This is a genomic window from Desmospora activa DSM 45169 (genome assembly GCF_003046315.1).
Taxonomy (GTDB): Bacteria; Bacillota; Bacilli; order Thermoactinomycetales; family DSM-45169; genus Desmospora; species Desmospora activa.
This window is the reverse complement of sequence record NZ_PZZP01000001.1, coordinates 1,077,827-1,098,015: the sequence shown is the minus strand read 5'-3', so window position 1 is coordinate 1,098,015 and position 20,189 is coordinate 1,077,827. Positions and strand designations below refer to the sequence as shown.

General features: G+C 50.1%; 25 protein-coding genes. 9 read left to right on the top strand and 16 right to left on the bottom strand.

Going from position 1 to position 20,189, the window contains the following annotated elements; translation table 11 throughout:
• Window positions 1-8 precede the first annotated feature (8 nt).
• From spoIIIAD to C8J48_RS05370, 5 genes are all read right to left on the bottom strand, one after another.
• Complete coding sequence (gene spoIIIAD, locus C8J48_RS05390) at window positions 9-398, bottom strand: stage III sporulation protein AD (RefSeq protein ID WP_107725317.1); 390 nt, start codon at window positions 396-398, stop codon at window positions 9-11.
• 18 nt (window positions 399-416) lie between these two features.
• Window positions 417-620 carry a stage III sporulation protein AC gene (spoIIIAC, locus tag C8J48_RS05385; RefSeq protein ID WP_107725316.1) on the bottom strand — a complete coding sequence of 68 codons (204 nt, stop codon included), beginning with the start codon at window positions 618-620 and terminating at the stop codon, window positions 417-419.
• A gap of 16 nt (window positions 621-636) precedes the next feature.
• A complete protein-coding gene (gene spoIIIAB / locus C8J48_RS05380; RefSeq protein ID WP_107725315.1) occupies window positions 637-1,155 on the bottom strand; it encodes a stage III sporulation protein SpoIIIAB in 519 nt (172 codons plus the stop codon).
• Entirely contained in the window at window positions 1,152-2,117 is a 966-nt protein-coding gene (gene spoIIIAA, locus C8J48_RS05375) for a stage III sporulation protein AA (protein ID WP_107725314.1), read from the bottom strand. Before spoIIIAA ends, spoIIIAB begins: the two co-directional genes overlap by 4 nt.
• Before the next feature lie 138 nt (window positions 2,118-2,255).
• Window positions 2,256-2,690 carry a CD1247 N-terminal domain-containing protein gene (locus tag C8J48_RS05370; RefSeq protein ID WP_107725313.1) on the bottom strand — a complete coding sequence of 145 codons (435 nt, stop codon included), beginning with the start codon at window positions 2,688-2,690 and terminating at the stop codon, window positions 2,256-2,258.
• Window positions 2,691-2,812: 122 nt separating this feature from the next.
• Between C8J48_RS05370 and C8J48_RS05365 the strand changes: the two genes are divergently transcribed.
• The 4 genes from C8J48_RS05365 to C8J48_RS05350 all read left to right on the top strand — a co-directional run bounded on the left by C8J48_RS05365 (window position 2,813) and on the right by C8J48_RS05350 (window position 6,251).
• Complete coding sequence (locus tag C8J48_RS05365) at window positions 2,813-4,093, top strand: MFS transporter (RefSeq protein WP_107725312.1); 1,281 nt, start codon at window positions 2,813-2,815, stop codon at window positions 4,091-4,093.
• A gap of 111 nt (window positions 4,094-4,204) precedes the next feature.
• Window positions 4,205-5,029 carry a phosphosulfolactate synthase gene (gene comA, locus C8J48_RS05360; RefSeq protein WP_107725311.1) on the top strand — a complete coding sequence of 275 codons (825 nt, stop codon included), beginning with the start codon at window positions 4,205-4,207 and terminating at the stop codon, window positions 5,027-5,029.
• On the top strand, window positions 5,026-5,730 hold the full coding sequence (locus tag C8J48_RS05355) for a 2-phosphosulfolactate phosphatase (protein ID WP_170105193.1): 705 nt from the start codon (window positions 5,026-5,028) through the stop codon (window positions 5,728-5,730). The genes comA and C8J48_RS05355 overlap by 4 nt, the downstream gene beginning before the upstream one ends.
• 65 nt (window positions 5,731-5,795) lie before the next feature.
• Window positions 5,796-6,251 carry a DUF441 domain-containing protein gene (locus C8J48_RS05350; protein ID WP_107725309.1) on the top strand — a complete coding sequence of 152 codons (456 nt, stop codon included), beginning with the start codon at window positions 5,796-5,798 and terminating at the stop codon, window positions 6,249-6,251.
• An 89-nt stretch (window positions 6,252-6,340) separates the two neighbouring features.
• On the opposite strand, the gene efp is transcribed toward C8J48_RS05350, so the two are convergent.
• From efp to aroQ, 3 genes are all read right to left on the bottom strand, one after another.
• Window positions 6,341-6,898 carry an elongation factor P gene (gene efp, locus C8J48_RS05345; protein ID WP_107725308.1) on the bottom strand — a complete coding sequence of 186 codons (558 nt, stop codon included), beginning with the start codon at window positions 6,896-6,898 and terminating at the stop codon, window positions 6,341-6,343.
• A 259-nt stretch (window positions 6,899-7,157) separates the two neighbouring features.
• Window positions 7,158-8,228 (bottom strand): M24 family metallopeptidase, encoded by a 1,071-nt coding sequence (locus C8J48_RS05340; protein ID WP_107725307.1) that lies wholly within the window; start codon window positions 8,226-8,228, stop codon window positions 7,158-7,160.
• Window position 8,229: 1 nt separating this feature from the next.
• Window positions 8,230-8,679 (bottom strand): type II 3-dehydroquinate dehydratase, encoded by a 450-nt coding sequence (gene aroQ / locus C8J48_RS05335; RefSeq protein ID WP_107725306.1) that lies wholly within the window; start codon window positions 8,677-8,679, stop codon window positions 8,230-8,232.
• A gap of 180 nt (window positions 8,680-8,859) precedes the next feature.
• Here aroQ and C8J48_RS05330 point away from each other — a divergent pair, with 180 nt between their 5' ends.
• Both C8J48_RS05330 and C8J48_RS05325 read left to right on the top strand, forming a co-directional pair.
• Window positions 8,860-9,834, top strand: a complete 975-nt coding sequence (locus C8J48_RS05330) for a DUF1385 domain-containing protein (protein WP_107727592.1) — start codon at window positions 8,860-8,862, stop codon at window positions 9,832-9,834.
• A 115-nt stretch (window positions 9,835-9,949) separates the two neighbouring features.
• Entirely contained in the window at window positions 9,950-10,264 is a 315-nt protein-coding gene (locus tag C8J48_RS05325) for a hypothetical protein (RefSeq protein WP_107725305.1), read from the top strand.
• 27 nt (window positions 10,265-10,291) lie between these two features.
• On the opposite strand, the gene C8J48_RS05320 is transcribed toward C8J48_RS05325, so the two are convergent.
• The 5 genes from C8J48_RS05320 to C8J48_RS18515 form a co-directional block, all read right to left on the bottom strand.
• Window positions 10,292-11,272, bottom strand: coding sequence for a patatin-like phospholipase family protein (locus C8J48_RS05320; protein ID WP_107725304.1), 981 nt, complete (start codon window positions 11,270-11,272; stop codon window positions 10,292-10,294).
• Between the two features lie 131 nt (window positions 11,273-11,403).
• Entirely contained in the window at window positions 11,404-11,838 is a 435-nt protein-coding gene (mntR, locus tag C8J48_RS05315) for a transcriptional regulator MntR (protein ID WP_107725303.1), read from the bottom strand.
• 153 nt (window positions 11,839-11,991) lie between these two features.
• Complete coding sequence (locus C8J48_RS05310) at window positions 11,992-12,549, bottom strand: NADPH-dependent FMN reductase (protein WP_107725302.1); 558 nt, start codon at window positions 12,547-12,549, stop codon at window positions 11,992-11,994.
• Between the two features lie 211 nt (window positions 12,550-12,760).
• Window positions 12,761-13,204, bottom strand: a complete 444-nt coding sequence (locus C8J48_RS05305; RefSeq protein ID WP_170105191.1) for a PCYCGC motif-containing (lipo)protein — start codon at window positions 13,202-13,204, stop codon at window positions 12,761-12,763.
• A gap of 105 nt (window positions 13,205-13,309) precedes the next feature.
• Window positions 13,310-13,765, bottom strand: coding sequence for a hypothetical protein (locus C8J48_RS18515; RefSeq protein ID WP_146160450.1), 456 nt, complete (start codon window positions 13,763-13,765; stop codon window positions 13,310-13,312).
• Between the two features lie 216 nt (window positions 13,766-13,981).
• On the opposite strand from C8J48_RS18515, the gene hutH reads away from it, so the two are divergent.
• On the top strand, window positions 13,982-15,496 hold the full coding sequence (gene hutH / locus C8J48_RS05300; RefSeq protein ID WP_107725300.1) for a histidine ammonia-lyase: 1,515 nt from the start codon (window positions 13,982-13,984) through the stop codon (window positions 15,494-15,496).
• A gap of 168 nt (window positions 15,497-15,664) precedes the next feature.
• On the opposite strand, the gene C8J48_RS05295 is transcribed toward hutH, so the two are convergent.
• Window positions 15,665-16,402 (bottom strand): metallophosphoesterase, encoded by a 738-nt coding sequence (locus C8J48_RS05295; RefSeq protein WP_170105189.1) that lies wholly within the window; start codon window positions 16,400-16,402, stop codon window positions 15,665-15,667.
• Between the two features lie 131 nt (window positions 16,403-16,533).
• Between C8J48_RS05295 and C8J48_RS05290 the strand changes: the two genes are divergently transcribed.
• Window positions 16,534-17,205 (top strand): SGNH/GDSL hydrolase family protein, encoded by a 672-nt coding sequence (locus tag C8J48_RS05290; RefSeq protein ID WP_107725298.1) that lies wholly within the window; start codon window positions 16,534-16,536, stop codon window positions 17,203-17,205.
• Between the two features lie 105 nt (window positions 17,206-17,310).
• Window positions 17,311-19,452 (top strand): DNA helicase RecQ, encoded by a 2,142-nt coding sequence (gene recQ, locus C8J48_RS05285; protein ID WP_107725297.1) that lies wholly within the window; start codon window positions 17,311-17,313, stop codon window positions 19,450-19,452.
• A 223-nt stretch (window positions 19,453-19,675) separates the two neighbouring features.
• Here recQ and C8J48_RS05280 read toward each other — a convergent pair whose 3' ends face one another.
• Window positions 19,676-20,023, bottom strand: a complete 348-nt coding sequence (locus C8J48_RS05280; protein ID WP_107725296.1) for a toxin-antitoxin system YwqK family antitoxin — start codon at window positions 20,021-20,023, stop codon at window positions 19,676-19,678.
• Window positions 20,011-20,175, bottom strand: coding sequence for a hypothetical protein (locus C8J48_RS18660; RefSeq protein WP_170105187.1), 165 nt, complete (start codon window positions 20,173-20,175; stop codon window positions 20,011-20,013). The genes C8J48_RS05280 and C8J48_RS18660 overlap by 13 nt, the downstream gene beginning before the upstream one ends.
• Between the last annotated feature and the right edge of the window lie 14 nt (window positions 20,176-20,189).

The window sequence follows — 20,189 nt, the reverse complement described above, 5'->3', positions numbered from 1 at the left end:
AACCATCCTTACGAGGGAAGAATTTGAACCACTGTTTCAATCAACATCGTGATGATGGGAATCGCCATAACCATGATTAAAATCTTTCCCGCCAACTCAATTTTGGAGGCGATGGAACCCTGTCCCGCATCCCGCGTCACTTGCGCGCCAAATTCGGCGATATAGGCGATGCCGATAATTTTAAGGATAGTCTCCAGGAACATGGTGTTAACCCGGGCCTGTTCTGCTAGACGCGTCAATATATGGAGTACATCGGCAATCTTACCGATCAAGGCGAGAAAGATCACAACTCCGGTGAAGGTGGCCAACAGAAAAGCAAAGACCGGTTTCTGCTCTTTGATGACCAGTATCAAAAAGGTAGCGATCAGGCCCAAACCCACCACCTGGAGAATTTCCAAGTGGACCGCCCCCTTACCTTACTGGAATAAAAATACGCGTTTAATGGTTTGGAACAGATCTTGAACCAACATCACCACCATGAACAGCACCACGATAAATCCGATCAGCGTGACCCAATGGGCATAGTCCTCTTTTCCCATTTGCTTGAGAACCGTGTGCATCATGGCGACGATAATCCCGATCCCTGCGATCTGAAATATGGCATCCACATTGTAAGGCATCGATGTCTCCCCCCACCTAATAGATCAGGATGACGATTAAGGCTCCGGTCAACACGCCTAAACTACGGCACATTTTTTCATATCGCTCCTGTTCATCCCGAGCGAGTGCCTCCTCCCCTTCCAGAGCCGTTTGTGCGCGGCGCAAATTTTGCAATTGATCTTCTCGATCGGAAATCCCGAGGGTTTTACCAAAGTCGAGCAAAATCTGTTTTTCCGTTTCCTTCAAAACGGTGTGCGGCCATGTCTGTGTTACCGCCCGGCGCCAACATTCAAAGGTGGAGGCGCCATCCAATCGCTCCATATACTCGCCCGCCCAACCGAACAAGCTCCCGATCGGCGCCGCTTCTCGCTGAGCAATATGAGCACAAACCTGATCCAGACGGCGTGAACCATAGGTTATCTCCGTCTGTAACAGCGAAAGAGCCGCACGAAGTTGCCGAATTTGGCGTGGACGGTCTTTGAAGCGCTTCGCAGTGAGGAATCCGGCCGCAGAAGTGGCAAATAGGATAAAAGCGGCCCCGAGAAGCTTAATCATCGCGCCGGCACCCCTTTGCCTAACCGCTGCAATCGATGTAACGATTGATCAAAAATTCCCTCTAATGTTCCAGGCCCGTTTTTTCGACTAAGAAGAACGACCCGATCAAAGGCGCCTTCGCGTAGAAGACGAGAAAGAGTGGGCCTGCGGGATACCTCTTCCAAGGAACGACCGTGAGCGGTGGTAAAAAGAGCGACACCTGCATGCATCGCTTCAAACACAGCATCTCCGTCTTCCTGCCGCCCGATTTCGTCTACAACCAGCAATTCCGGCGACATCGAGCGGATCATCATCATCATCCCCTCCGCCTTGGGACAAGCATCCAGTACATCGGTGCGAGGACCTACATCATGTTGGGGTACTCCTTCTACACAACCAGCGATCTCCGAGCGCTCGTCCACCACTCCCACCTTGTAAGAAGGGATATTTCCTTCCCCTTCACTCACGATTCGAACAAGATCGCGCAGCAGCGTCGTTTTTCCGCATTGGGGTGGTGAGACGATCAAGGTATTAAAAAGGCGCCCGTCACGAAAAAGATACGGCATCACCTCGCGCGCTGCCCCACGCACCTCCCGGGCGATCCGCAGGTTAAACCCAGAAATGGAACGTAAGCGTCGTACACGCCCTCCCTCCACTACAGCCGGACCCACCAAACCGATGCGATGGCCTCCTTCGATGGTGACATAGCCCCGGCGCAGTTCCTCCTCCAGCGCATAGAGGGAGTGATGACTGATCAGGTTAAGTATCTTGGTGCAATCTTCCTTGCTGGGGATATAAGCTTGTTCCACCCCACGCTCCAAACCAGACCTCCCTAAAAACCAAGAACGTTCCGGTGTGATCACTTCCAAAGGACGTCCCTCCCGAATTCGAACTTCCTCCAGCCGTGTATAAACTGAGCGTGGCAGTAACTCTAGCATTTCACGAATCGAGAGGGGGAGCACATCCCACACAGGGGAAGACATGATACACACCTCCTGTCCATGCCAGGTTTACCTAATGGATATGGCACAGGGACAATCTTTATGACCCTTGGCCCAAAAAAGGTGGATCTCGAGAGAGATCCACCTTTTTTGGTAGTTTTTGTATCATTCGATCCGCTGTTACTGTTGAACGACGCTTTGGTCTTCCGACTGTTCCCCCTGATCGTCAGCCAGTAAGCCCCGTTCACATTGGGGACAAACGATATCGACTTCCTCATCACCCAGGTATTCATCATCGATCAAAACTTGCTGATGACAATACGGACATTCCATTTCCCAGTAACCCACATCCTCTTCTTCTTCATCCCCTCTTTGCTCTTCATCATATAAAATCAATTCCAGCTCATTCAGATCCTCATCAACCGCTTCTACATACTCCTCCAATTCGCTTAAACGAAGTTGAAGTTGTTCGTTTTCTTCTGCCAGCTCGTCCAGAACTGCGAGCATCTTTTTTAAAACAGTACTTTCCGGCCGTTTTCCCCACTCGCTATTTCCTTCCATCAACCCTTGGATAAAGGCCAAATCACGACGTAATCGATCGGTATGATGTTCCAAAGAAACCCCGTCCCTTCCCAGTTGGATTAGTCGTAGTCTCACCGCAATCAGTTGGGCGTATACCCGGTGTAATCCTTCGGGAAAGCTTAAAAAGAAATCATCACAATCGAGGTGGCAAAATAATGGCGGTGGAGCAAGTCGATACCCAGGGCTCAAAGCCTAAAACCGGAATTCTGGTGTTAAGTATTATCAGCGCAGTACCCATCATTATGGTATTGGGCAATTCTATGTTGATCCCAGTCCTACCTACCATTCAGTCCAAAATGGACGTAAGCAAATTTCAAGTCAGTTTGCTGATCACACTGTTTTCAGTAGGAGCTGGAATCGCGATACCCTTTGCCGGTATTTTATCCGATCGCTTAGGACGGCGAATTATTATTGCCATCTCCCTTCTCATTTATGGGGCGGGAGGGTTACTAACTGGGATCGCCGCCATCTGGGGTGGGGGCATCTTTTGGCTTATGCTGGCAGGCCGCATTCTACAAGGGATGGGCGCAGCGGGGACGGCCCCGATTGCCATGGCGTTAGTTAGCGACCTTTATCAAAAGTCGGAACGGAGCAAAGCCTTAGGTATCACCGAAGCCGCCAACGGGATGGGAAAAGTGATCAGTCCCATCCTGGGATCACTATTAGCCTTAATTACCTGGTGGTCCCTTTTCTTTTTCTTTCCTGTACTCTGTATTCCGATCGCGCTGGGAATATGGTTTGTAGTAAAAGAATCCAATAAACAGCAACAACCCCAACCGTTGTCTCAGTATCGGGATCATTTATTAAAAACGTGGAAACGGCAAGGAAGATGGTTGCTAGTAGCCTTCTTGGCGGGAGCCGCCAGCTTATTTATCCTGTTTGGTGTATTGTTTTTCTTATCCGATCTGCTGGAAAAACGGTATGGAGTGGAAGGGGTATTGAAGGGAGCTATCTTGGCCATACCGCTATTGGCGATGTGTACCACTTCGTTTCTTACGGGCCGTTCCATTAAACAAAAAACGCAATTAATGAAAAAGCTGATTGTGCTGGGCCTTTTTATCGTCGCCCTTGGAATGGCATTTGTCCCTTTTATTTCTAACACGTATTTGTTGCTTGTGATACTGGTTATCATCGGAACGGGTACCGGGTTGATCCTTCCCTGCCTCAATACGCTGATCACTTCCGCCGTTGGATCAAAGGAGCGGGGGATTGTCACCTCGCTATACAACAGTGTTCGCTTTTTAGGGGTAGCATTGGGACCACCCATCTTCGGCACTCTTGCCGATGCAAAGCTGTGGTTATTTTTAGGATGTGCAGCCCTGGCACTCATCCATGGCTTATTGGCGATGTGGGCGATTCGTCAACCGGAACGGCTGCGAGGAAAGGATGGACAAAGCCGATTGTTCCTGCATAAAACCAATCTGCGTCCTTCCTGAGTTTCCACCCTGGTCTCATGTGTAAACCGCTTCAAGGAAACGGGCACCCGTCCCGATTCCCCCGCATACGATAGGGTGAAAAGCGATCACCGGAAAGCGAGGGAATCACGAATGGATTCCAGTTCCCTTTTTTGGAGCGAAGAATTAAAAGATCCAACGCGACAACGCACGGAAAAACCACGATCCTGTGGTTTAACGATGGTGATTGATAAAGGATTGGGATTAGGAGTGTTTCAGGATCTATTACTACTGGCAGGCGCTTATATCGATTTTATTAAACTGGGTTTTGGCACCATCGCTTTAACGCCGATTCCAGTGTTGACGGAAAAACTGCGTCTGGCTCAGGAATCTGATATCCACCTCTACCCGGGTGGAACGTTTTTTGAAGTCGCCTATCAACAACAAGGCACAATCAAACCTTATCTGGAGATCCTTGATTCAATCGGCTTTAAATGGATTGAGATTTCCGACGGGACGATTCCCTTGACGGAAGAGCAGCGCATCCAAGCGATTCAAACCGCCCGTAATGACGGATTTCGCGTGATTACAGAGATTGGGAAAAAGGAAAAAGGATCGATCACACCCATCAAACAGCTGATTGAAGGATTTTACCGTGATCGTAAGGCGGGTGCCGAGTATGTGATCATCGAAGGACGTGAATCGGGAAAAAATGTGGGGATATTTGATGCCGATGGAAAACTGGACTCACAATATCTGTTAAACGTATGGGAAGAGATCGATCATTCGTCAATCATATGGGAATGTCCGCAACACTCTCAACAGGTTCAATTGTTGCAGTTGTTGGGTCCCTCAACCAATCTAGGAAACATCGCCACTACCGATGTGCTTTCGGTTGAGTCGCTTCGTCGGGGCCTACGTGCGGACACTTTTTTTTCATTTCTCCCTTCCCCGCTGCCTGGGGGGAATCCATCGTGAAAGTGCAGACGGTCCTTAGTGTCGATGTGTTAAAAAGCGAGTCGCTAATCCATAAAACGGTGATCATCATCGATGTATTCCGTGCCTCCAGTAGTATTGTAACCGCCTTTGCCCATGGAGCCGCCTCGATCGTCCCGACGGAAACCGTGGCCAAAGCACGCCAATATGGAAAGGAAGGCTGGCTTATCGGCGGTGAACGGTATGGTAAAAATTTAGAGGGATTCCATTTTGGCAATGCCCCCTCCGATTTTTCCACAGAACGGATTAAAGGACGCGATATCGCTTTTACCACCACCAACGGCACCCGCGCCTTGGTGAAATCCAGCAAGGGATCCGATATTTTGATTGGCTGCTTTCTCAATGCACAAGCTTGTGCCATCAAGGCAAGGGATCTTCATCGCGACATTCTTCTCTTCTGCGCTGGAACACGGGGTGAATTTTCCCTGGAAGACGGCATCGCCGCCGGATGTCTTTTACATCATCTAAAAGAGCAGGACCCTGCTATCCCTTGTGATGACGAAGGTCTAGCTCTTCTTCACGCCTACCGCAACAGCCGGGATCGACTGACGGACTTATTGGGACTGAGCCGATCCGGACGACAACTGATTAGCCGTGGTAGACAAAACGATATTCGCGACTGTGTTCAGATCAATCGCTATGATATTGTACCACGCTGGCGCCAAGATAGGCTTATCCACTGAATCTTTAATAATCATCCTCATCCAAACATAGATGTAGTATAAAGTCAGTTGGACAGGGGATGACCATGAAACCGGAATTGCTCTTGGTAATCTTGATTGTGATCGGAATAGTAGGACGTTCACCCATTATCGCCACAGCGGCCAGCCTTCTTCTCATCCTGAAACTGACCCATTTGGAGCGTTTATTTCCGGCTGTGGAACGCCGCGGTTTGGAGATTGGTCTTCTCTTTTTAACCATCGCCGTTTTAGTACCATTCGCCACTGGGCGGATCTCTATTAAAGAAGTATGGGCGGTCTTTACTTCCTGGACCGGAATATTCGCTTTAGCAGGCGGGGCGATTGCCACCTATATGAACGGCAAAGGGTTGGATTTGTTAAAAGTGGACCCCCAGTTGATGATCGGATTGGTGTTAGGATCCATTTTCGGCATCCTGTTCTTGCGTGGAATCCCAGTCGGTCCATTGATGGCAGCGGGCATCACCGCTTTTTTGCTGAAATTGTTCGATTGGCTATTACCGTAAAAAGCCCGTCACTACACATGACGGGCCTTGTACAGGTTGGCGACTGCTCAGGGGTGCCAACTTCTTTCATTTGTGGTTATCGAAAAACCTTACGCGCGAGAGACATACTCCTCTTTACGGGTGTCGATCACTAAACGGTCTCCCTGGTTGATAAAAAGCGGCACCTGTACAACCAATCCGGTTTCCAACGTGGCCGGTTTCGAACCACCGGTGGCCGTATCTCCACGAATGCCGGGATCAGTTTCCACCACTTGCAACTCCACCGTGTTGGGCAGTTCAATCCCTAAGGTTTCCTCTTGATACAGCACCAGATGAACATTCATGTTTTCCTTGAGAAACTTCAGCTCTCGCTCCATCTTGTCGCCGGGAATATTGATCTGGTCATAGGTTTCATTATCCATAAACGTGTGCTCGCCGCCGCTTTCGTAGAGGTACTGCATTTGACGTGTCTCCACATGGGCACGGCCCACTTTTTCACCGGCGCGAAAGGTACGCTCAGCAATATTTCCGTTGCGTAGATTGCGTAATTTGGAACGAACAAAAGCCGCTCCTTTCCCCGGTTTTACATGCTGAAATTCCATCACCTGCCATACGTCGCCATCCAATTCAATTGTCAATCCTGTACGAAAATCGTTGGTGGATATCATCCCTGTCTCCTCCTTATTAGACGTCAATCCGTAAACTAGTTTATTTGCGATATTTCAGATGAAGGGGGAAGGATCTTTGAGACTGCGTGCTCTTGCTGTTTGCAAAGAAAAGGGGACTGTCCGCTCCTGCCACCGAAGGCGGGAGCGGGCAAAACTCACTGTCGTTCAAACAGGTAGCCCGCTTTTCCCACCCTCGGCGGCTTCCGCTGAGTAGCACAGCAAAGGCACTTCGCTTTCAAAAACCCCTTCCATCCTCGGGTTAATCCAGAATAATAAGCTCTTTTTTGCTAAAGGTAATCACTTCATGTCCATCAGCGGTTACCACAACATCGTCTTCGATCCGGACACCACCGCGGTCGGGCAGATAGATTCCCGGTTCCACCGTAACCACCATTCCCGGTTCCAACGGTGCTTTCCCACGAGCGGAAAGGGTTGGTGCCTCATGTACTTCCATGCCCAGACCATGGCCCGTGCTGTGGCCAAACTGGTCACCGTACCCTTTTTCCGTGATATAATCGCGAGCGACCGCATCGGCTACTTGACCCGTCATGCCGGGCCGGATGGCCGCTACCGCCCGTTGTTGTGCTTCCAGCACAATGTCGTAGATCTCCTGTTGCCAATCCGCAGGTGGCCCTAGCACCACTGTCCGGGTAATGTCGGAGCAGTACCCTTGATACAAGGCGCCAAAGTCCAACGTTACCAAGTCCCCCTTTTGCATCACCCGCTCACTGGCGACACCATGGGGCAAAGCGGAACGGGGACCGGAAGCCACAATCGTATCAAAGGAAGAAGAAGTCGCCCCTCGTTCTCGCAGCAAAAACTCCAACCGAAGCTCAATATCCCGCTCCGCCACACCAGGACGCATCACCTTCAAAATCTCGGCAAAGGCGGAATCGGCAATGGCAGCCGCTTGCCGCATCAGCACCAACTCGTCCTCGGACTTGAACTGGCGCAGTTTTTCCACCACATGGGAAGTTGGCTGAAGTTCTACTCCTACCAGTGCCTCCTTCAATTGACGATGCTGCTGAAACGTCAGGTGGCTCTCCTCAAATGCTAATGAGGATAGATTTCCCTCACGGCAGAGGCGGTTCACGGTTTCAAACCATTTGCCCTCATGGTTTACAAAAGTAAAGAGAGGGGCTTGTTCTTTTCCCTGGACGATATAGCGAAAATCGGAAAGGAGAAACTGCTTCTCCCGCGTGATCAACACCCAGCCCGATGAGCCGGTAAAGCCGGTCAGATAACGACGATTGACAGGGTGGGTCACCAAAATGGCATCCCATTGTCGGTCTGTCAGCCATTTTTGCAGCTGTTCCAGGCGAGCTCTCATCCTACTCCTCCTTTTCCCATGCCAATACCGTCGGGAGCGCTGCCAACGCCCATTCGTAGCCGGCCGTCCCCAATCCGACAATCTGGCCCCGTGTAACCGGTGCAATCACGGATGTATGGCGAAAGCTCTCCCGCTGATGGATATTGGATATATGTACTTCAATTGCCGGAACGGACACCGATGCGAGCGCATCGCGCAAGGCATAACTATAATGCGTCAGCGCCCCCGGATTAATGATGATGGCATCATAAAAATCTTCCGCATCATGGATACAGTCGATCAATGCCCCTTCATGGTTGGATTGGTAAAAATCCACTTGCACCCCCATCTCCATCGCCCGCTTTTGGATACGACCGTTTACATCTTCCAGGGTTTCACGACCGTATACATCCGGCTCACGTCTGCCTAAGCGATTGAGATTAGGACCATGGAGAACCAATACCTTTTTCATCCCACTCACCCCCATCGTTCCCTTCGTCATTGTATCACAATCCGGTGGGGATGGAATTCGTTTTCGCCTGGGCCTCTCCGTTCCCACTTCTGTAATCAATAAGCATAAAAATAAAAGAGTTGTCGTTCGATTCGATTGGAGATATGTTACAATAAGAAAATCAAAAAAACGATTGCTGAAATGACCTCAAATAGGAGTGGTGGTGTAGTTGTGGCAGACAAACCAATCGCATATGGCGGTCAAGCCGTAATTGAAGGTGTCATGTTTGGGGGAAAGCGGGCTCAGGTGACGGCGATCCGCAGAAAAAACGGCGAAATCGAAACTTATGAAGTGACACGACAACACTCCCCGTTTAGACGATTGAAGCAAATCCCGTTTATCCGAGGCTTGTTCGCACTGTTGGAATCGAGCGCTTCCGGGTCCAAACACCTACAGTTCGCTTCCGATCGCTATGATCTGGAGCCAGGAGAAGAACCACAAGAACCGACTCACTCCAAAATGGGAATGATCTTGGGTGTCGCCTTGGTCGGTGTGCTCTCCTTAATTGTGGGAAAAGCGATTTTTACCGCCTTGCCCGCTTTTTTGGCCAGCATCCTATTCGACCGCTGGGTCAGCAACCTGATTGTACAAAATTTAATCGAAGGTGCCATTAAAACATTTTTATTGCTGGTTTATCTATGGCTAATCTCACAAACGCCGGTGGTAAAACGGCTATTCCAGTATCACGGTGCTGAACATAAAGTGATCAACGCCTATGAGTCAGGGTTGGAACTAACCGTCACCAATGTGCAAAAACAGTCGCCTCTTCATTATCGGTGCGGAAGCAGTTTTATTATCCTTACCATTCTGGTTGGTGTCGTCATCTACTCCTTTTTTAGTTATGACAATGTCTGGGATCGTATCCTGACACGCCTGATGTTGATTCCGGTTGTAATCGGTCTCTCCTATGAGCTGTTACGTCTGACCAATGCTGTGCGGGATGTACCCGTGTTGACTTATCTCGGCTATCCGGGGCTATGGTTGCAAAAGCTGACCACCCGTCAACCCGACGATGACCAAGTGGAAGTGGCAATCGCAGCCTTTAACCGCATGGTGGAATTGGACCAGCAAACAGCCGAAGCAACCCCTTCTTCCACGCTCGCCCATTCTAGCTGATCAACTGTAAAAATACGGTTTAGGCTTATCCCTATAAGGGCAAAATAGGTTGAAGAAATCAATGGCTTTGATATACTTTTTGCATAGCCATTGAAGAAATGAGGGGGATACCGCCATGTTGAGCAATACACAAAAAGTTTGGCGTGTCATCCTGTTATCATTGCTCGCGATCGGTTTGGTTCACCTTCTGCTCAACCGCACCTCCACCGTCTTGATCATGCTTATCGTGGGCGGAGTTATTTTTTACCTCTATAAAAGACCGCCACGATGGTTGATCCGCTTCACCTATCCAAAGAGTTCAAATGGAATGCGACCACCCCTTCGTTCCTCCACACAACGAAAAAAGAAAAAAGCAGCCAAAAAACGATATCCCTTCCGCGTCATCGACGGCAACAAAAAAAGCGCCACCCGCATCAAAAAATCCCAGTGATCCATACTGGGATTTTTTGATGCAACTTTACAATTTGACCTTGGTATCCGGTTGTCTCCTCTCAGCCGGTTTGGAATTGATGTGACAAGTGACAGACGGCTCGATTCCACGATTGGCCAGATAATCGCGAAAGGTCCAATCGTCAAAAAACTTCTCCGCCGCCTCGATCCCCGCCTGATACAAAGCTTTTCGCTTTTCATCAGTGATATCAAAATCGGTTAACTTTACTCCTTCTATCGGCACCTGAATCGTTCGAACCTTGTCTTGTTCCTTGATGTAGCGGTTGTCATGCGCATCCAACATCGTTAAAAACATCGCCCGCAACAGAGAGATCGGCCCTCCAATCTCACGCGGCTGCCCTGCTTTCTCCGACAAAAAACGAAAGCCGAAGGTAGGCCAACGGGGCTGTTCCTGATCAAATAACCAGACCGGAAAATTGCTCAACACACCACCGTCCACAACTATACTCACTTTTTTGCTGGAGCGATGGACCAATTTCACCGGATCAAAAAACAAAGGGATGGCACAGCTCATGGCAACTGCCCGAGCGACGGGAAACCGTTCTGCCGCGATCCCGTAGTCCTTTAGATCCCGAGGCAATACCAACAGATTACCTTCACTGATATCGGAAGCGATGATTGATAATTCCCTCTCTTTTAGATCGGCAAAGGTGTAAACATTTTTTTTGGCCAACAACTCTCCTACCCACTTTTCCAGGGGACGATTGGGGTATATCCCCTTTTTCACCCATAAGCGAAGGCCATGGCCCAGATACGGGATACGATGGTACCACAGGACAGGAGTAAATGTAGAAAAATCATGTTTAAACATCAGATGGTAAAGCTCTTCGCTGCGATAACCAGCAGCCAACAGCGAGGCGATAATGGAGCCGGCGGAAGTACCAGCCAATCGCCTCCACTCATATCCTTTTTCTTCTGCAACTTGCAGGGCACCCACCAAACCGAACGCTTTGACGCCTCCTCCTTCCAACACCGCATCAGCGTGCATAAAACTCCCCCCAGTCAGGATGCACTATTCTTTCATATGTATGACGTTCACCGTAAAAACAGAAATCCCATGGCTATCAAACGCCGGGGACGGTTTAAGTCGTCAACGGGGTTCCAGGCCATGGGATCGTGTTAGCGGTTTACGTCCTCCATTTCGTCAGCCACTCTGAAGGCGCGCAATTCCTCGATTCGCTCCGGGTTGTGGCGGAAGTACTCCACCAGTGTTTCGATGCTGGTGATGGAAGCCCAGCTGAGATGGTGTTCAATCCCTTCCACATCCGTATAAATCTGATCTTCCTCCACTCCGATGATCCGTAAAAACTCTTCCAGCAAGGCATGTCGATCAACCAAACGCTTCCCGATCTTTTTCCCTTTTGCCGTCAACACCAGGCCGCGATACTTTTCATATACGAGATACTGGCGTTCATCCAGCTTTTGCACCATTTTGGTGACGGATGAGGGGTGGACCTCCAACGCTTCCGCAATATCGGAAACTCGGGCATAACCCTTTTGTTCGATCAGTTTATAAATATTCTCCAAATAATCTTCCATACTCGGCGTCGGCATGAACCTTCCCCCTATCCTGTCTCCCACAGGTTTTCGCATGTGAAAGTATATCATACTTTCACATGGTAACGGGAAACGATTTGGTCACCGCACAGGATTGATCGCATTCGGTTCCATAGGCACTTCGACCCGATGATAAGCAAATCCTTTTTATCATCGCACATCCATCCGTACACCGTTGTTCCCCATTACTTGTACCAGTTGGCGCCCCAGACTTTCTAAGCGATCTTGTAGCTTCGCATCTTTTAATGAACCATCAGGTAAAAAAGCGGAATAGGATTGCGGGATTGAAGGAGAGGATGGCAATGGCCACGCATGCAGATTACGACAAATCTCATTCAATGTGTTGAGGGCGTTGGTGGCTCCCATCTGTCCAGCGGCTGTACCGACCAATGCGACAAACTTCCCCTCTAATTCCCGTGCACTGATGAAATCGAGGGCGTTTTTGAGACTGCCGGACAAGCTGCCGTGATACTGAGGAGAGCCGATAATATACGCATCAGCGGAAGCGATCGTGTCCCGGAAACGGTGAACGGCTTCCGGATAGGTAGATTCATCGGTTCGACAGTCAAAGATGGGGAGCTTCCAATCGCCGAGATGGATCAACTCTACTTCGGCACCTGCCTCTTCGGCTGCGTTCATTACAATGGTCACCGCTTGCCGGGTCGTTGACTGCGGATTCATACTTCCGGATATGGCTACGATTTTCAAAAAAGAACCCTCCTATTTTTCAGGTGCGATGATAAGTTGAATGGAAAAAACCCGGACAATCGCCGGGTTACTTATTTACATGAACGATCCGCAGTCAAGAATACGTCAAAAAAGCGATCCCAGCGCTCCGACTGGTTTCCATTCTTCTCTGAAAAAGAATGCGATATACCAGTCTCCCTGCGATCAGGGCAAACCTCATCCTGCTAAATCGTCACATTCCCGCCGGTGGCTCCGGAGTGTTTGTCGGTGTTAACCTCTCTCCGTAGCGTTGATCGATCTCTTGTCGGATTTCATGGAGAGGTTTACCCTCCTGCTTTCCATTCTTGGTATCGAGAACGATTTGCACACAAATTTCACATCCGGCTCCATGAGGGTCGAAGCTTGCCTCTTCACCGGAGCCAGAACGTAAAAAACAGCTTTTTACACTTTTGTGTCCGATGGAGCCGCAACCGCAATAGCAAGGAATATGGTCCAAATCCTGGGGGTGATCGGCAGCGTAGGCATAAGCCTCTTTCACATGTTTCACCGGAGACGATTCCACAAAGTCAGGAAACACTCGTTCCTTCGCCCCGTCAATATTGTCGTCACCCTGCTGTGAACAAGCGGTTAACAATACAAAAAAAGCGAGGACGGCCATTGAAATGATTTTTTTCATCATTGGACTCCTCCATATAAGGGGGCATTACAGCTTCCCAATCTGCTCCCTTCTCAGTATAGGCAGAGTCCCGTAAAACGGCAAGGGTGAAATCCTGATTGGATTTTAAACATTTCGCGCTGATATTGAGATATAATCGATTAACAACGAACCGCGATTGAGAGAAAATACAACGGATATAAAACGAGTAGCGGCAGGACCGGGAGGTACAATCGTGAAAAATGAGGTAAACTGGGGAATAGCGGGATGTGGCGGTTCTACCAAAACAGGGGTGGAACGCAGGAGACGCTTCCTTCCGTCTAGGTACGACACGGTGGCAAACAGTCGGGGTGGCTTCACCGAAGGTCGATTGTTAAAAATCCGGAAGCGTAGATTATAGACACATCCCGGTCGAACATTGGTCCGCACATTTTGGTATAATATACTGTTGCCACGCATCGCCAAAGAGGTATCTCCCTTTTTGAGCGGGTTGGGAACCAGACGGATCTTTCTGCCCCGCCATGGTGCCAAACCTTTGGTAAAGTTTCCGTTAGACAAAATGTTGCGTTTGGAACAACTCATTTCCTTCGCCTCGTTTCATTTTATTTTTCAACGCTTTTTGCGATCATTCTATGCTGATCGACGGTAGATTCTTGGACACATGTTTAACATCGGAGGGGTCACCATGTCGCAATCGCCACCAAAAGAGTTCATCCCAGCGAGCAAAAACAGGGACCGGTTTTAAACCGGTCCCTTTTGTTTGCATTCTTTTCTTCGATAAAGGGGGAACGTACTACTATGATGGATTCACCTGTATGGCTCGACGGACACAGTCTTACCCTGGAAGAGTGGGAACAGGTCGTATTTCACCGCCGCCCCGTACAATTGGCCCCCACCGCTATTACAGCGATGGAACGCAGCCGCAGGCTGGTGGATGGAGCAGTGGCTCGCGGTGACGTGATTTATGGGATTACCACCGGTTTCGGTAAGTTTAGCGATACAGTCATCGACCGGGAACAATCGGAAGAGTTACAACACAATCTGATCAAAAGCCACGCCTGTGGTGTAGGGGAGCCTTTATCCGAGGAGATTGTGCGGGGAATGATGGTTTTGCGCGCCAACGCACTGGCACGAGGATATTCCGGTATTCGCCCATCGACGGTAAACGCCTTGATTCTCCTGCTCAACGACGGGATCCACCCTGTCATTCCCAGTCAAGGTTCACTGGGGGCAAGCGGAGATCTGGCTCCGTTGGCCCATATGATTCTTCCCTTGATCGGTGAAGGGGAAGTTTCCTACCGCGGTCAACGGATGGGTGCACGAACAGTATTAGATCAACGAGGACATGCCCCGATCACCCTGGCTGCCAAAGAGGGGCTAGCCCTAATCAATGGAACGCAAATGATGGCCAGCATCTGTGCCCTCGCCATTCGTAAAGCGGAAAACCTTCTAATCAGCGCCGATATCATCAGTGCAATGACAATGGAGGCTTTAGGGGGGATTCCGGATGCTCTTCACCCGCTATTGCACCAAGCCCGGGGACAAATGGGGCAGCTACAGGTAGCCGCCCATATGCGTGCCTTGCTTCATGGTAGCCACTGTCTCACACGCCCCGGTGAAAAACGGGTCCAAGACGCGTACAGCCTGCGTTGTATCCCGCAAGTACACGGTGCTTCCCGCGATGCATATGAACATGTGGAAGCGATTGTAATCCGCGAGTTAAATGCTGTGACTGATAATCCTTTGCTCTTCACCGATGAAAACTTGATTCTGTCAGGTGGAAACTTTCATGGCCAACCCTTGGCCCTAGCCGCCGACTATCTGGGAATCGCCATGGCGGAAATCGCCAATATTTCAGAACGGCGGAGCGAGCGCTTGCTCAATCCACAGTTGAGCGGACTGCCTCCGTTTTTAACGCAAAAAGGGGGCCTTCATTCCGGTTATATGATTCTACAATATGTGGCAGCGGCGTTGGTATCGGAAAACAAAGGATTGGCCCATCCAGCTTCCGTCGACTCGATCCCTTCATCCGCCAACCAAGAGGATCATGTCAGCATGGGTTCCATTGCAGCCAGGAAGCTGTTGCGCATCTTGGACAATGTAACCCGCGTCTTGGCTATCGAGTGGATCACCGCTGCACAAGGGCTGGAGTTTTCCGACCGGCAGATGGGAGCAGGTACCGTTCCTGCCTACCGCCTAATTCGAAAACATATCCCTCCGCTCGTAAACGATCGGCCTGGACAACCGGATATTGAGCAGGCGGCACAATTGATTGAGAGTGGTCAGTTAGTAAAAGCGGCAGCCGTCTCCTAATATGATGAATCATTCCACTCTAACAATCTCCCTCATCTAAGACAGACCGGCAAAGGACCCCAGATTGGGGGAATGAATCAATCATTTTACAGCGAAATTTCTTCTATATCATAAAAGCCCTCCATTTGTATGATTAACAAACGGAGGGCTTCTTCTGTGGAAAATAATTTAATCATATAACGAAAGTGGAAGCGGCTTAAAATCGAGGTAATCACAGGAAACCAATTGCAACTGCACCCCATCAACCAACCCTTCAATCGCGTCATGGTGGGACCGCCCATGCAAATGACCGTATACGCACAGTTTCACTTGAAATTCCCGCAGCAGATCCATAAACGCCGATGTGGAAACCCGTGGGGTGACCGGCGGATAATGGAGCATCACCAGCCGCTCCTTATCGGGGTGATCATGAGCCGCCGCCTCTAATGCCAGCCGCAGTCGTCCCGCTTGTCGCTCATAAATTTTGCGGTCCTCCTCTTCATTCCACCCTTTGTCACCGGGTAAATTCCACCCCCGTGTTGCAGCCACAACATAATCCTCCACCAATGTATAATCGGCATCAATCCAAGTCATTTCTACCGGAAGATGTTGACGCACTTTTTTCTTGCTCTGGGCGTAATAACAGTGATTACCAGGGGATAGCACCTTTTTTCCCGGCAGTTGGTTGATCCAATTAAAATCATACACCGCTCGATCCAAGCGCAACGCCCAGCTGATATCTCCCGGAATCAACACCGTATCCGTCGCTGTTACCGTCTCCAACCAGTGATCGCGGACACGGTCAAAATGGCGCTTCCATCCGAAGACATCCATCGGCTTGTCTACATCCCGTTCCAGATCAATTCCATATAGTTCAACCGGTTTGTTAAAAGAAAGATGAAGATCGCTAATGGCATAGATGGTCAAAATGCATCCCCCCTCCTTCAACCATGCCCTCAAGTTCCCACAACCACTGATTCCTCGGGTGAGGGCCCTACCTTCTCTCTTGAATCACGCATACATTAGAATACCACTTTCAATGGATCAGGAGAACAATTATGCGACATTCCTATTACCTCGCGATTGGCGATTCCATCACGGTCGGAGTTGGTGCCTCTCCCGGCCAGGGATACGCCCCTCTCGCGGTTCGGTCGTTAAAGAATACCGGCGTTCCCTTGAAGCTGTTGCGTGCAGCACGAAAAGGAGCGATCAGCAGAGAAGTTTTGGCCTGGACCACTCTCTCACCGCGCCTACGCGCTTGGATTCGCCAGGCTCAAGTTATCTCCATCCTGATTGGAGGAAACGATCTCTTACGCGCTTTTCTCGCGTTTCGTTTGACTCAGAGACCGGCTGTTCTCACCTCAACCTTGCTCTCGTATCGAGCCAACCTGCATCGGATCATTACCCACATCCGTCAACTTACCCCGGTTCCCGTATTTTTCCTCAACCAGTATAATCCCTTTCCCCGTTCTCCTTTTGCTGCAAACTGGATCGATGCTTTTAACCGGCAGATTGCAGGTACCGCTGATAACTGGGGGATCCCACTGGTAGATTTACACGATCTTTTTCTAGGGCAGGAACCGCAGTGGATCGATGGTTTTCGCACCGGCTCTCTCTCCGATGTCCCCCTGTTGGGATCTAAACCGATCCATCCCAACAATCGCGGGCACCAAGCGATTGCTGCTGTTGTTGCGGCAACCATTTTAGAATGTTTTCCTCCCGCCGGATGACACCCGGCGGATTTTTATGGCCATTATTTCCATCATTCGTTATAATGAATCCGACAGCCTTCGACAATCAACCCTGCCAAATAGACGAGGGAAAGGGGATGACCGTTGAAACCACTGGAAATCTTGAAGCGACACTACGGCCACAACGCTTTTCGCCCAGGGCAAGAGACGGTGGTCAACAGCATTTTGGCCGGTCACGACACCTTTGCCATAATGCCGACTGGAGCCGGCAAATCCATCTGTTACCAAATTCCAGCTCTAATGATGGACGGGCTGTCATTGGTGGTATCTCCCCTTATTTCGCTGATGAAAGATCAGGTGGATCAACTGCATGAGAGCGGCATCGCAGCCACCACCATTAACAGCAGCCTCTCCTTTGCTGAAATGAAAAAACGGCTACAGGCAGCGGCCCGGGGAAAATACAAACTGCTCTACCTTGCACCGGAACGCTTGGAGATGGAAGGATTTCGCTCGATGTTGGAGTCAATTCCGCTCTCCTTAGTTACCATCGATGAAGCCCACTGCATCTCCCAATGGGGGCACGACTTTCGACCCAGTTACCGCTCGGTAGCCCATTGGGTTCGCCATTTGCCCCAAAGGCCGGTTGTTGCCGCTTTCACCGCTACCGCCACCCAGGAAGTAAGGAATGATATTACCAATCTGCTCCGGTTTGACCCCGACCATATTTTTATCGCTCCCTTAACCCGGGACAACCTGACCTTTTCCGTTAAACACGGAGTAGACCGGCGCGATTATGTCACCCGTTATCTATCGAAACGTCCAGGACAGCCGGGAATTATTTACTGTGCCACTCGAAAGGAGACGGATCAGGTTCACCGATTCTTGGTAGAACGGGGATTTCAAGCGGGAAAGTATCATGCCGGACTGACAGAAGAGGAGCGGCACCAAGCCCAGGAAGCGTTCGCTTTTGACCGCTTACAGGTGATGGTGGCGACCAACGCCTTCGGCATGGGCATCGATAAATCCAATGTCCGCTTCGTCATCCATTGGCAGATGCCCGGCAATCTAGAATCCTATTATCAGGAAGCGGGACGTGCCGGTAGGGACGGGGAAGCTGCCGACTGCATATTGCTGTTCTCCCCTTCCGATGTACGGACGCAATCATTTTTGATTGAAAGCAACACTCTCACCGCTGAGCTCAAGGAACGGGAACGGCGAAAATTACAGCAGATGCGCCAATATTGCCATACCCAACGCTGTCTGCAACAAATGTTAGCCCATCACTTCGGCGATTATACCGCCATTTCCTGCAAGCGCTGTTCCAACTGCGCCAATCAAGGGGAACAGCAAGACATCACCTTAGAAGCCCAAAAGATCTTATCCTGCGTCCGCCGGATGCGGGAACGATTCGGTGTTTCCATGACGGCCAAGGTGTTAAAGGGCTCGCGGAACAAACGGGTAAAAGAGCTAAAGTTAGACCGTCTTCCTACATACGGTTTATTGCAAAATTGGACGGAAAAAGCGATCACACACCGTATTCATGTATTGGCAGCCGAAGGATACCTTCACATTACCGATGAAGAGTTCCCCCGTCTCACCCTCACTCCCGTTGCTGCTGAAGTATTGAAAGGAAAGCGCTCTGTCTTACTTCGAGTCAAGCAGGAGAAAAAACCGCAAGCCTCCGTCAAAAAAGAGCTGTTTGAAAAACTGTGGAATCTGCGTCTACAACTGTCCCAACGCGAACAAATTCCTCCGTATATGATCTTCTCCGACGGCACCTTGACGGAGATGGCTCGCATTCTTCCGGGTGATCGGGATACATTGCTGACTGTCAAAGGGATGAGCCTCCAAAAACACGACAAATATGGCGATGCGTTTTTACAGGTAATCCGGGAATACGCTGAGCAAGAGGGATTGCCCCTCACCGGGGTCGCAATGATTGAAACGGCGTCCACCACTACAAACGATAACGATGACAAAGAGCCCAGCTATCTTCTCACCTGGCGCCGATGGCAAGAGGAAGAAAAATCGCTGGATGAGATCAGCCGCGAACGGGGATTAGCTCCTTCTACCCTTGAAAGCCATCTCGTTCGCGCTTGCGCCGAAGGATATCCCGTCGACTGGAATCGCCTCATCCCAGCAGGCCAGGAAGAAATGGTGATAGCAGCCATCCAAAAGGTAGGAGGCACCCGCCTAACCCCACTTAAAGAATCCTTGCCCGATACGGTTTCCTATACGACCATCCGAGCGGTACTGGCCAAAACCGCTAACCTATCCGAAAAGTAAAAGCAAAAACCTGTCACCAAGTGGTGGCAGGTTTTTTGAGATATCCGACTAATCAAGAACAACCAGTGGTTGCACCGCAATCGAGACAAACGTAACAAGATCCGTTTCGTTTGGTCATACCCCCGCAATCAATACAGAGGGGGGCTCCACTGCTGGCTCGGTCGCCTTTCATATTAACCTTGGGATACTGGAGAGACTCAGGTCCACCCGAACACCGGAAAGCTCAACCGCCATCTTCCCAACATACGTTACCCTTACGGTCAAAGCCGCGACGTCGAAGGATACGGCCACCGTCAGTAAACTCAATTTCACGAGCGAGGGTACCATCGGGCCTCCAAGTGCAGTGCACACCTACTGGGATGTCTTTGTGGTAGTATCCTACTGCCTTCAACGTTCCATCCGGGTACCATTCATAATCGGGTCCTTCCTGCCAGCCGTTTACATATGGAGTGGCGGAGTTCATCGTTCCATCGGGGAGCCGATCCTCGGCCACGCCTGTAAAACGTTTACCCTGATACAACATAGGGCCGTACGGTTCACTATCGAGATCATCTTCGCTTACACGTAACAATTAGAACCCTCCCTCCTACTCAGATCGTCGCTTTGTTTTCGCTGCTGGGCGTTTCCTGCTACCCGGTGAACTTCTGAATATCGTTCGCGTTGGATCACGTTGGTATAATCCTCCTTCGCTATCATCGTTTCATCGCGACTGATGCGCATCATCATTCTCACCTTCC

Excerpts from the sequence above, each read along its gene's own strand:
- C8J48_RS05340 (WP_107725307.1), bottom strand. The coding sequence starts at position 8,228 with ATGAGAGCTCGCCTGGAACAGCTGCAAAAATGGCTGACAGACCGACAA.
- spoIIIAC (WP_107725316.1), bottom strand. The coding sequence starts at position 620 with ATGCCTTACAATGTGGATGCCATATTTCAGATCGCAGGGATCGGGATT.
- spoIIIAB (WP_107725315.1), bottom strand. The coding sequence starts at position 1,155 with ATGATTAAGCTTCTCGGGGCCGCTTTTATCCTATTTGCCACTTCTGCG.
- hutH (WP_107725300.1), top strand. The coding sequence starts at position 13,982 with ATGATGGATTCACCTGTATGGCTCGACGGACACAGTCTTACCCTGGAA.
- comA (WP_107725311.1), top strand. The coding sequence starts at position 4,205 with ATGGATTCCAGTTCCCTTTTTTGGAGCGAAGAATTAAAAGATCCAACG.
- spoIIIAA (WP_107725314.1), bottom strand. The coding sequence starts at position 2,117 with ATGTCTTCCCCTGTGTGGGATGTGCTCCCCCTCTCGATTCGTGAAATG.
- C8J48_RS05290 (WP_107725298.1), top strand. The coding sequence starts at position 16,534 with ATGCGACATTCCTATTACCTCGCGATTGGCGATTCCATCACGGTCGGA.
- mntR (WP_107725303.1), bottom strand. The coding sequence starts at position 11,838 with ATGCCGACGCCGAGTATGGAAGATTATTTGGAGAATATTTATAAACTG.
- C8J48_RS05350 (WP_107725309.1), top strand. The coding sequence starts at position 5,796 with ATGAAACCGGAATTGCTCTTGGTAATCTTGATTGTGATCGGAATAGTA.
- C8J48_RS05330 (WP_107727592.1), top strand. The coding sequence starts at position 8,860 with ATGACCTCAAATAGGAGTGGTGGTGTAGTTGTGGCAGACAAACCAATC.
- C8J48_RS18515 (WP_146160450.1), bottom strand. The coding sequence starts at position 13,765 with ATGAGTTGTTCCAAACGCAACATTTTGTCTAACGGAAACTTTACCAAA.
- C8J48_RS05320 (WP_107725304.1), bottom strand. The coding sequence starts at position 11,272 with ATGCACGCTGATGCGGTGTTGGAAGGAGGAGGCGTCAAAGCGTTCGGT.
- C8J48_RS05305 (WP_170105191.1), bottom strand. The coding sequence starts at position 13,204 with ATGAAAAAAATCATTTCAATGGCCGTCCTCGCTTTTTTTGTATTGTTA.
- efp (WP_107725308.1), bottom strand. The coding sequence starts at position 6,898 with ATGATATCCACCAACGATTTTCGTACAGGATTGACAATTGAATTGGAT.
- C8J48_RS05325 (WP_107725305.1), top strand. The coding sequence starts at position 9,950 with ATGTTGAGCAATACACAAAAAGTTTGGCGTGTCATCCTGTTATCATTG.
- C8J48_RS05365 (WP_107725312.1), top strand. The coding sequence starts at position 2,813 with ATGGCGGTGGAGCAAGTCGATACCCAGGGCTCAAAGCCTAAAACCGGA.
- aroQ (WP_107725306.1), bottom strand. The coding sequence starts at position 8,679 with ATGAAAAAGGTATTGGTTCTCCATGGTCCTAATCTCAATCGCTTAGGC.
- C8J48_RS18660 (WP_170105187.1), bottom strand. The coding sequence starts at position 20,175 with ATGATGCGCATCAGTCGCGATGAAACGATGATAGCGAAGGAGGATTAT.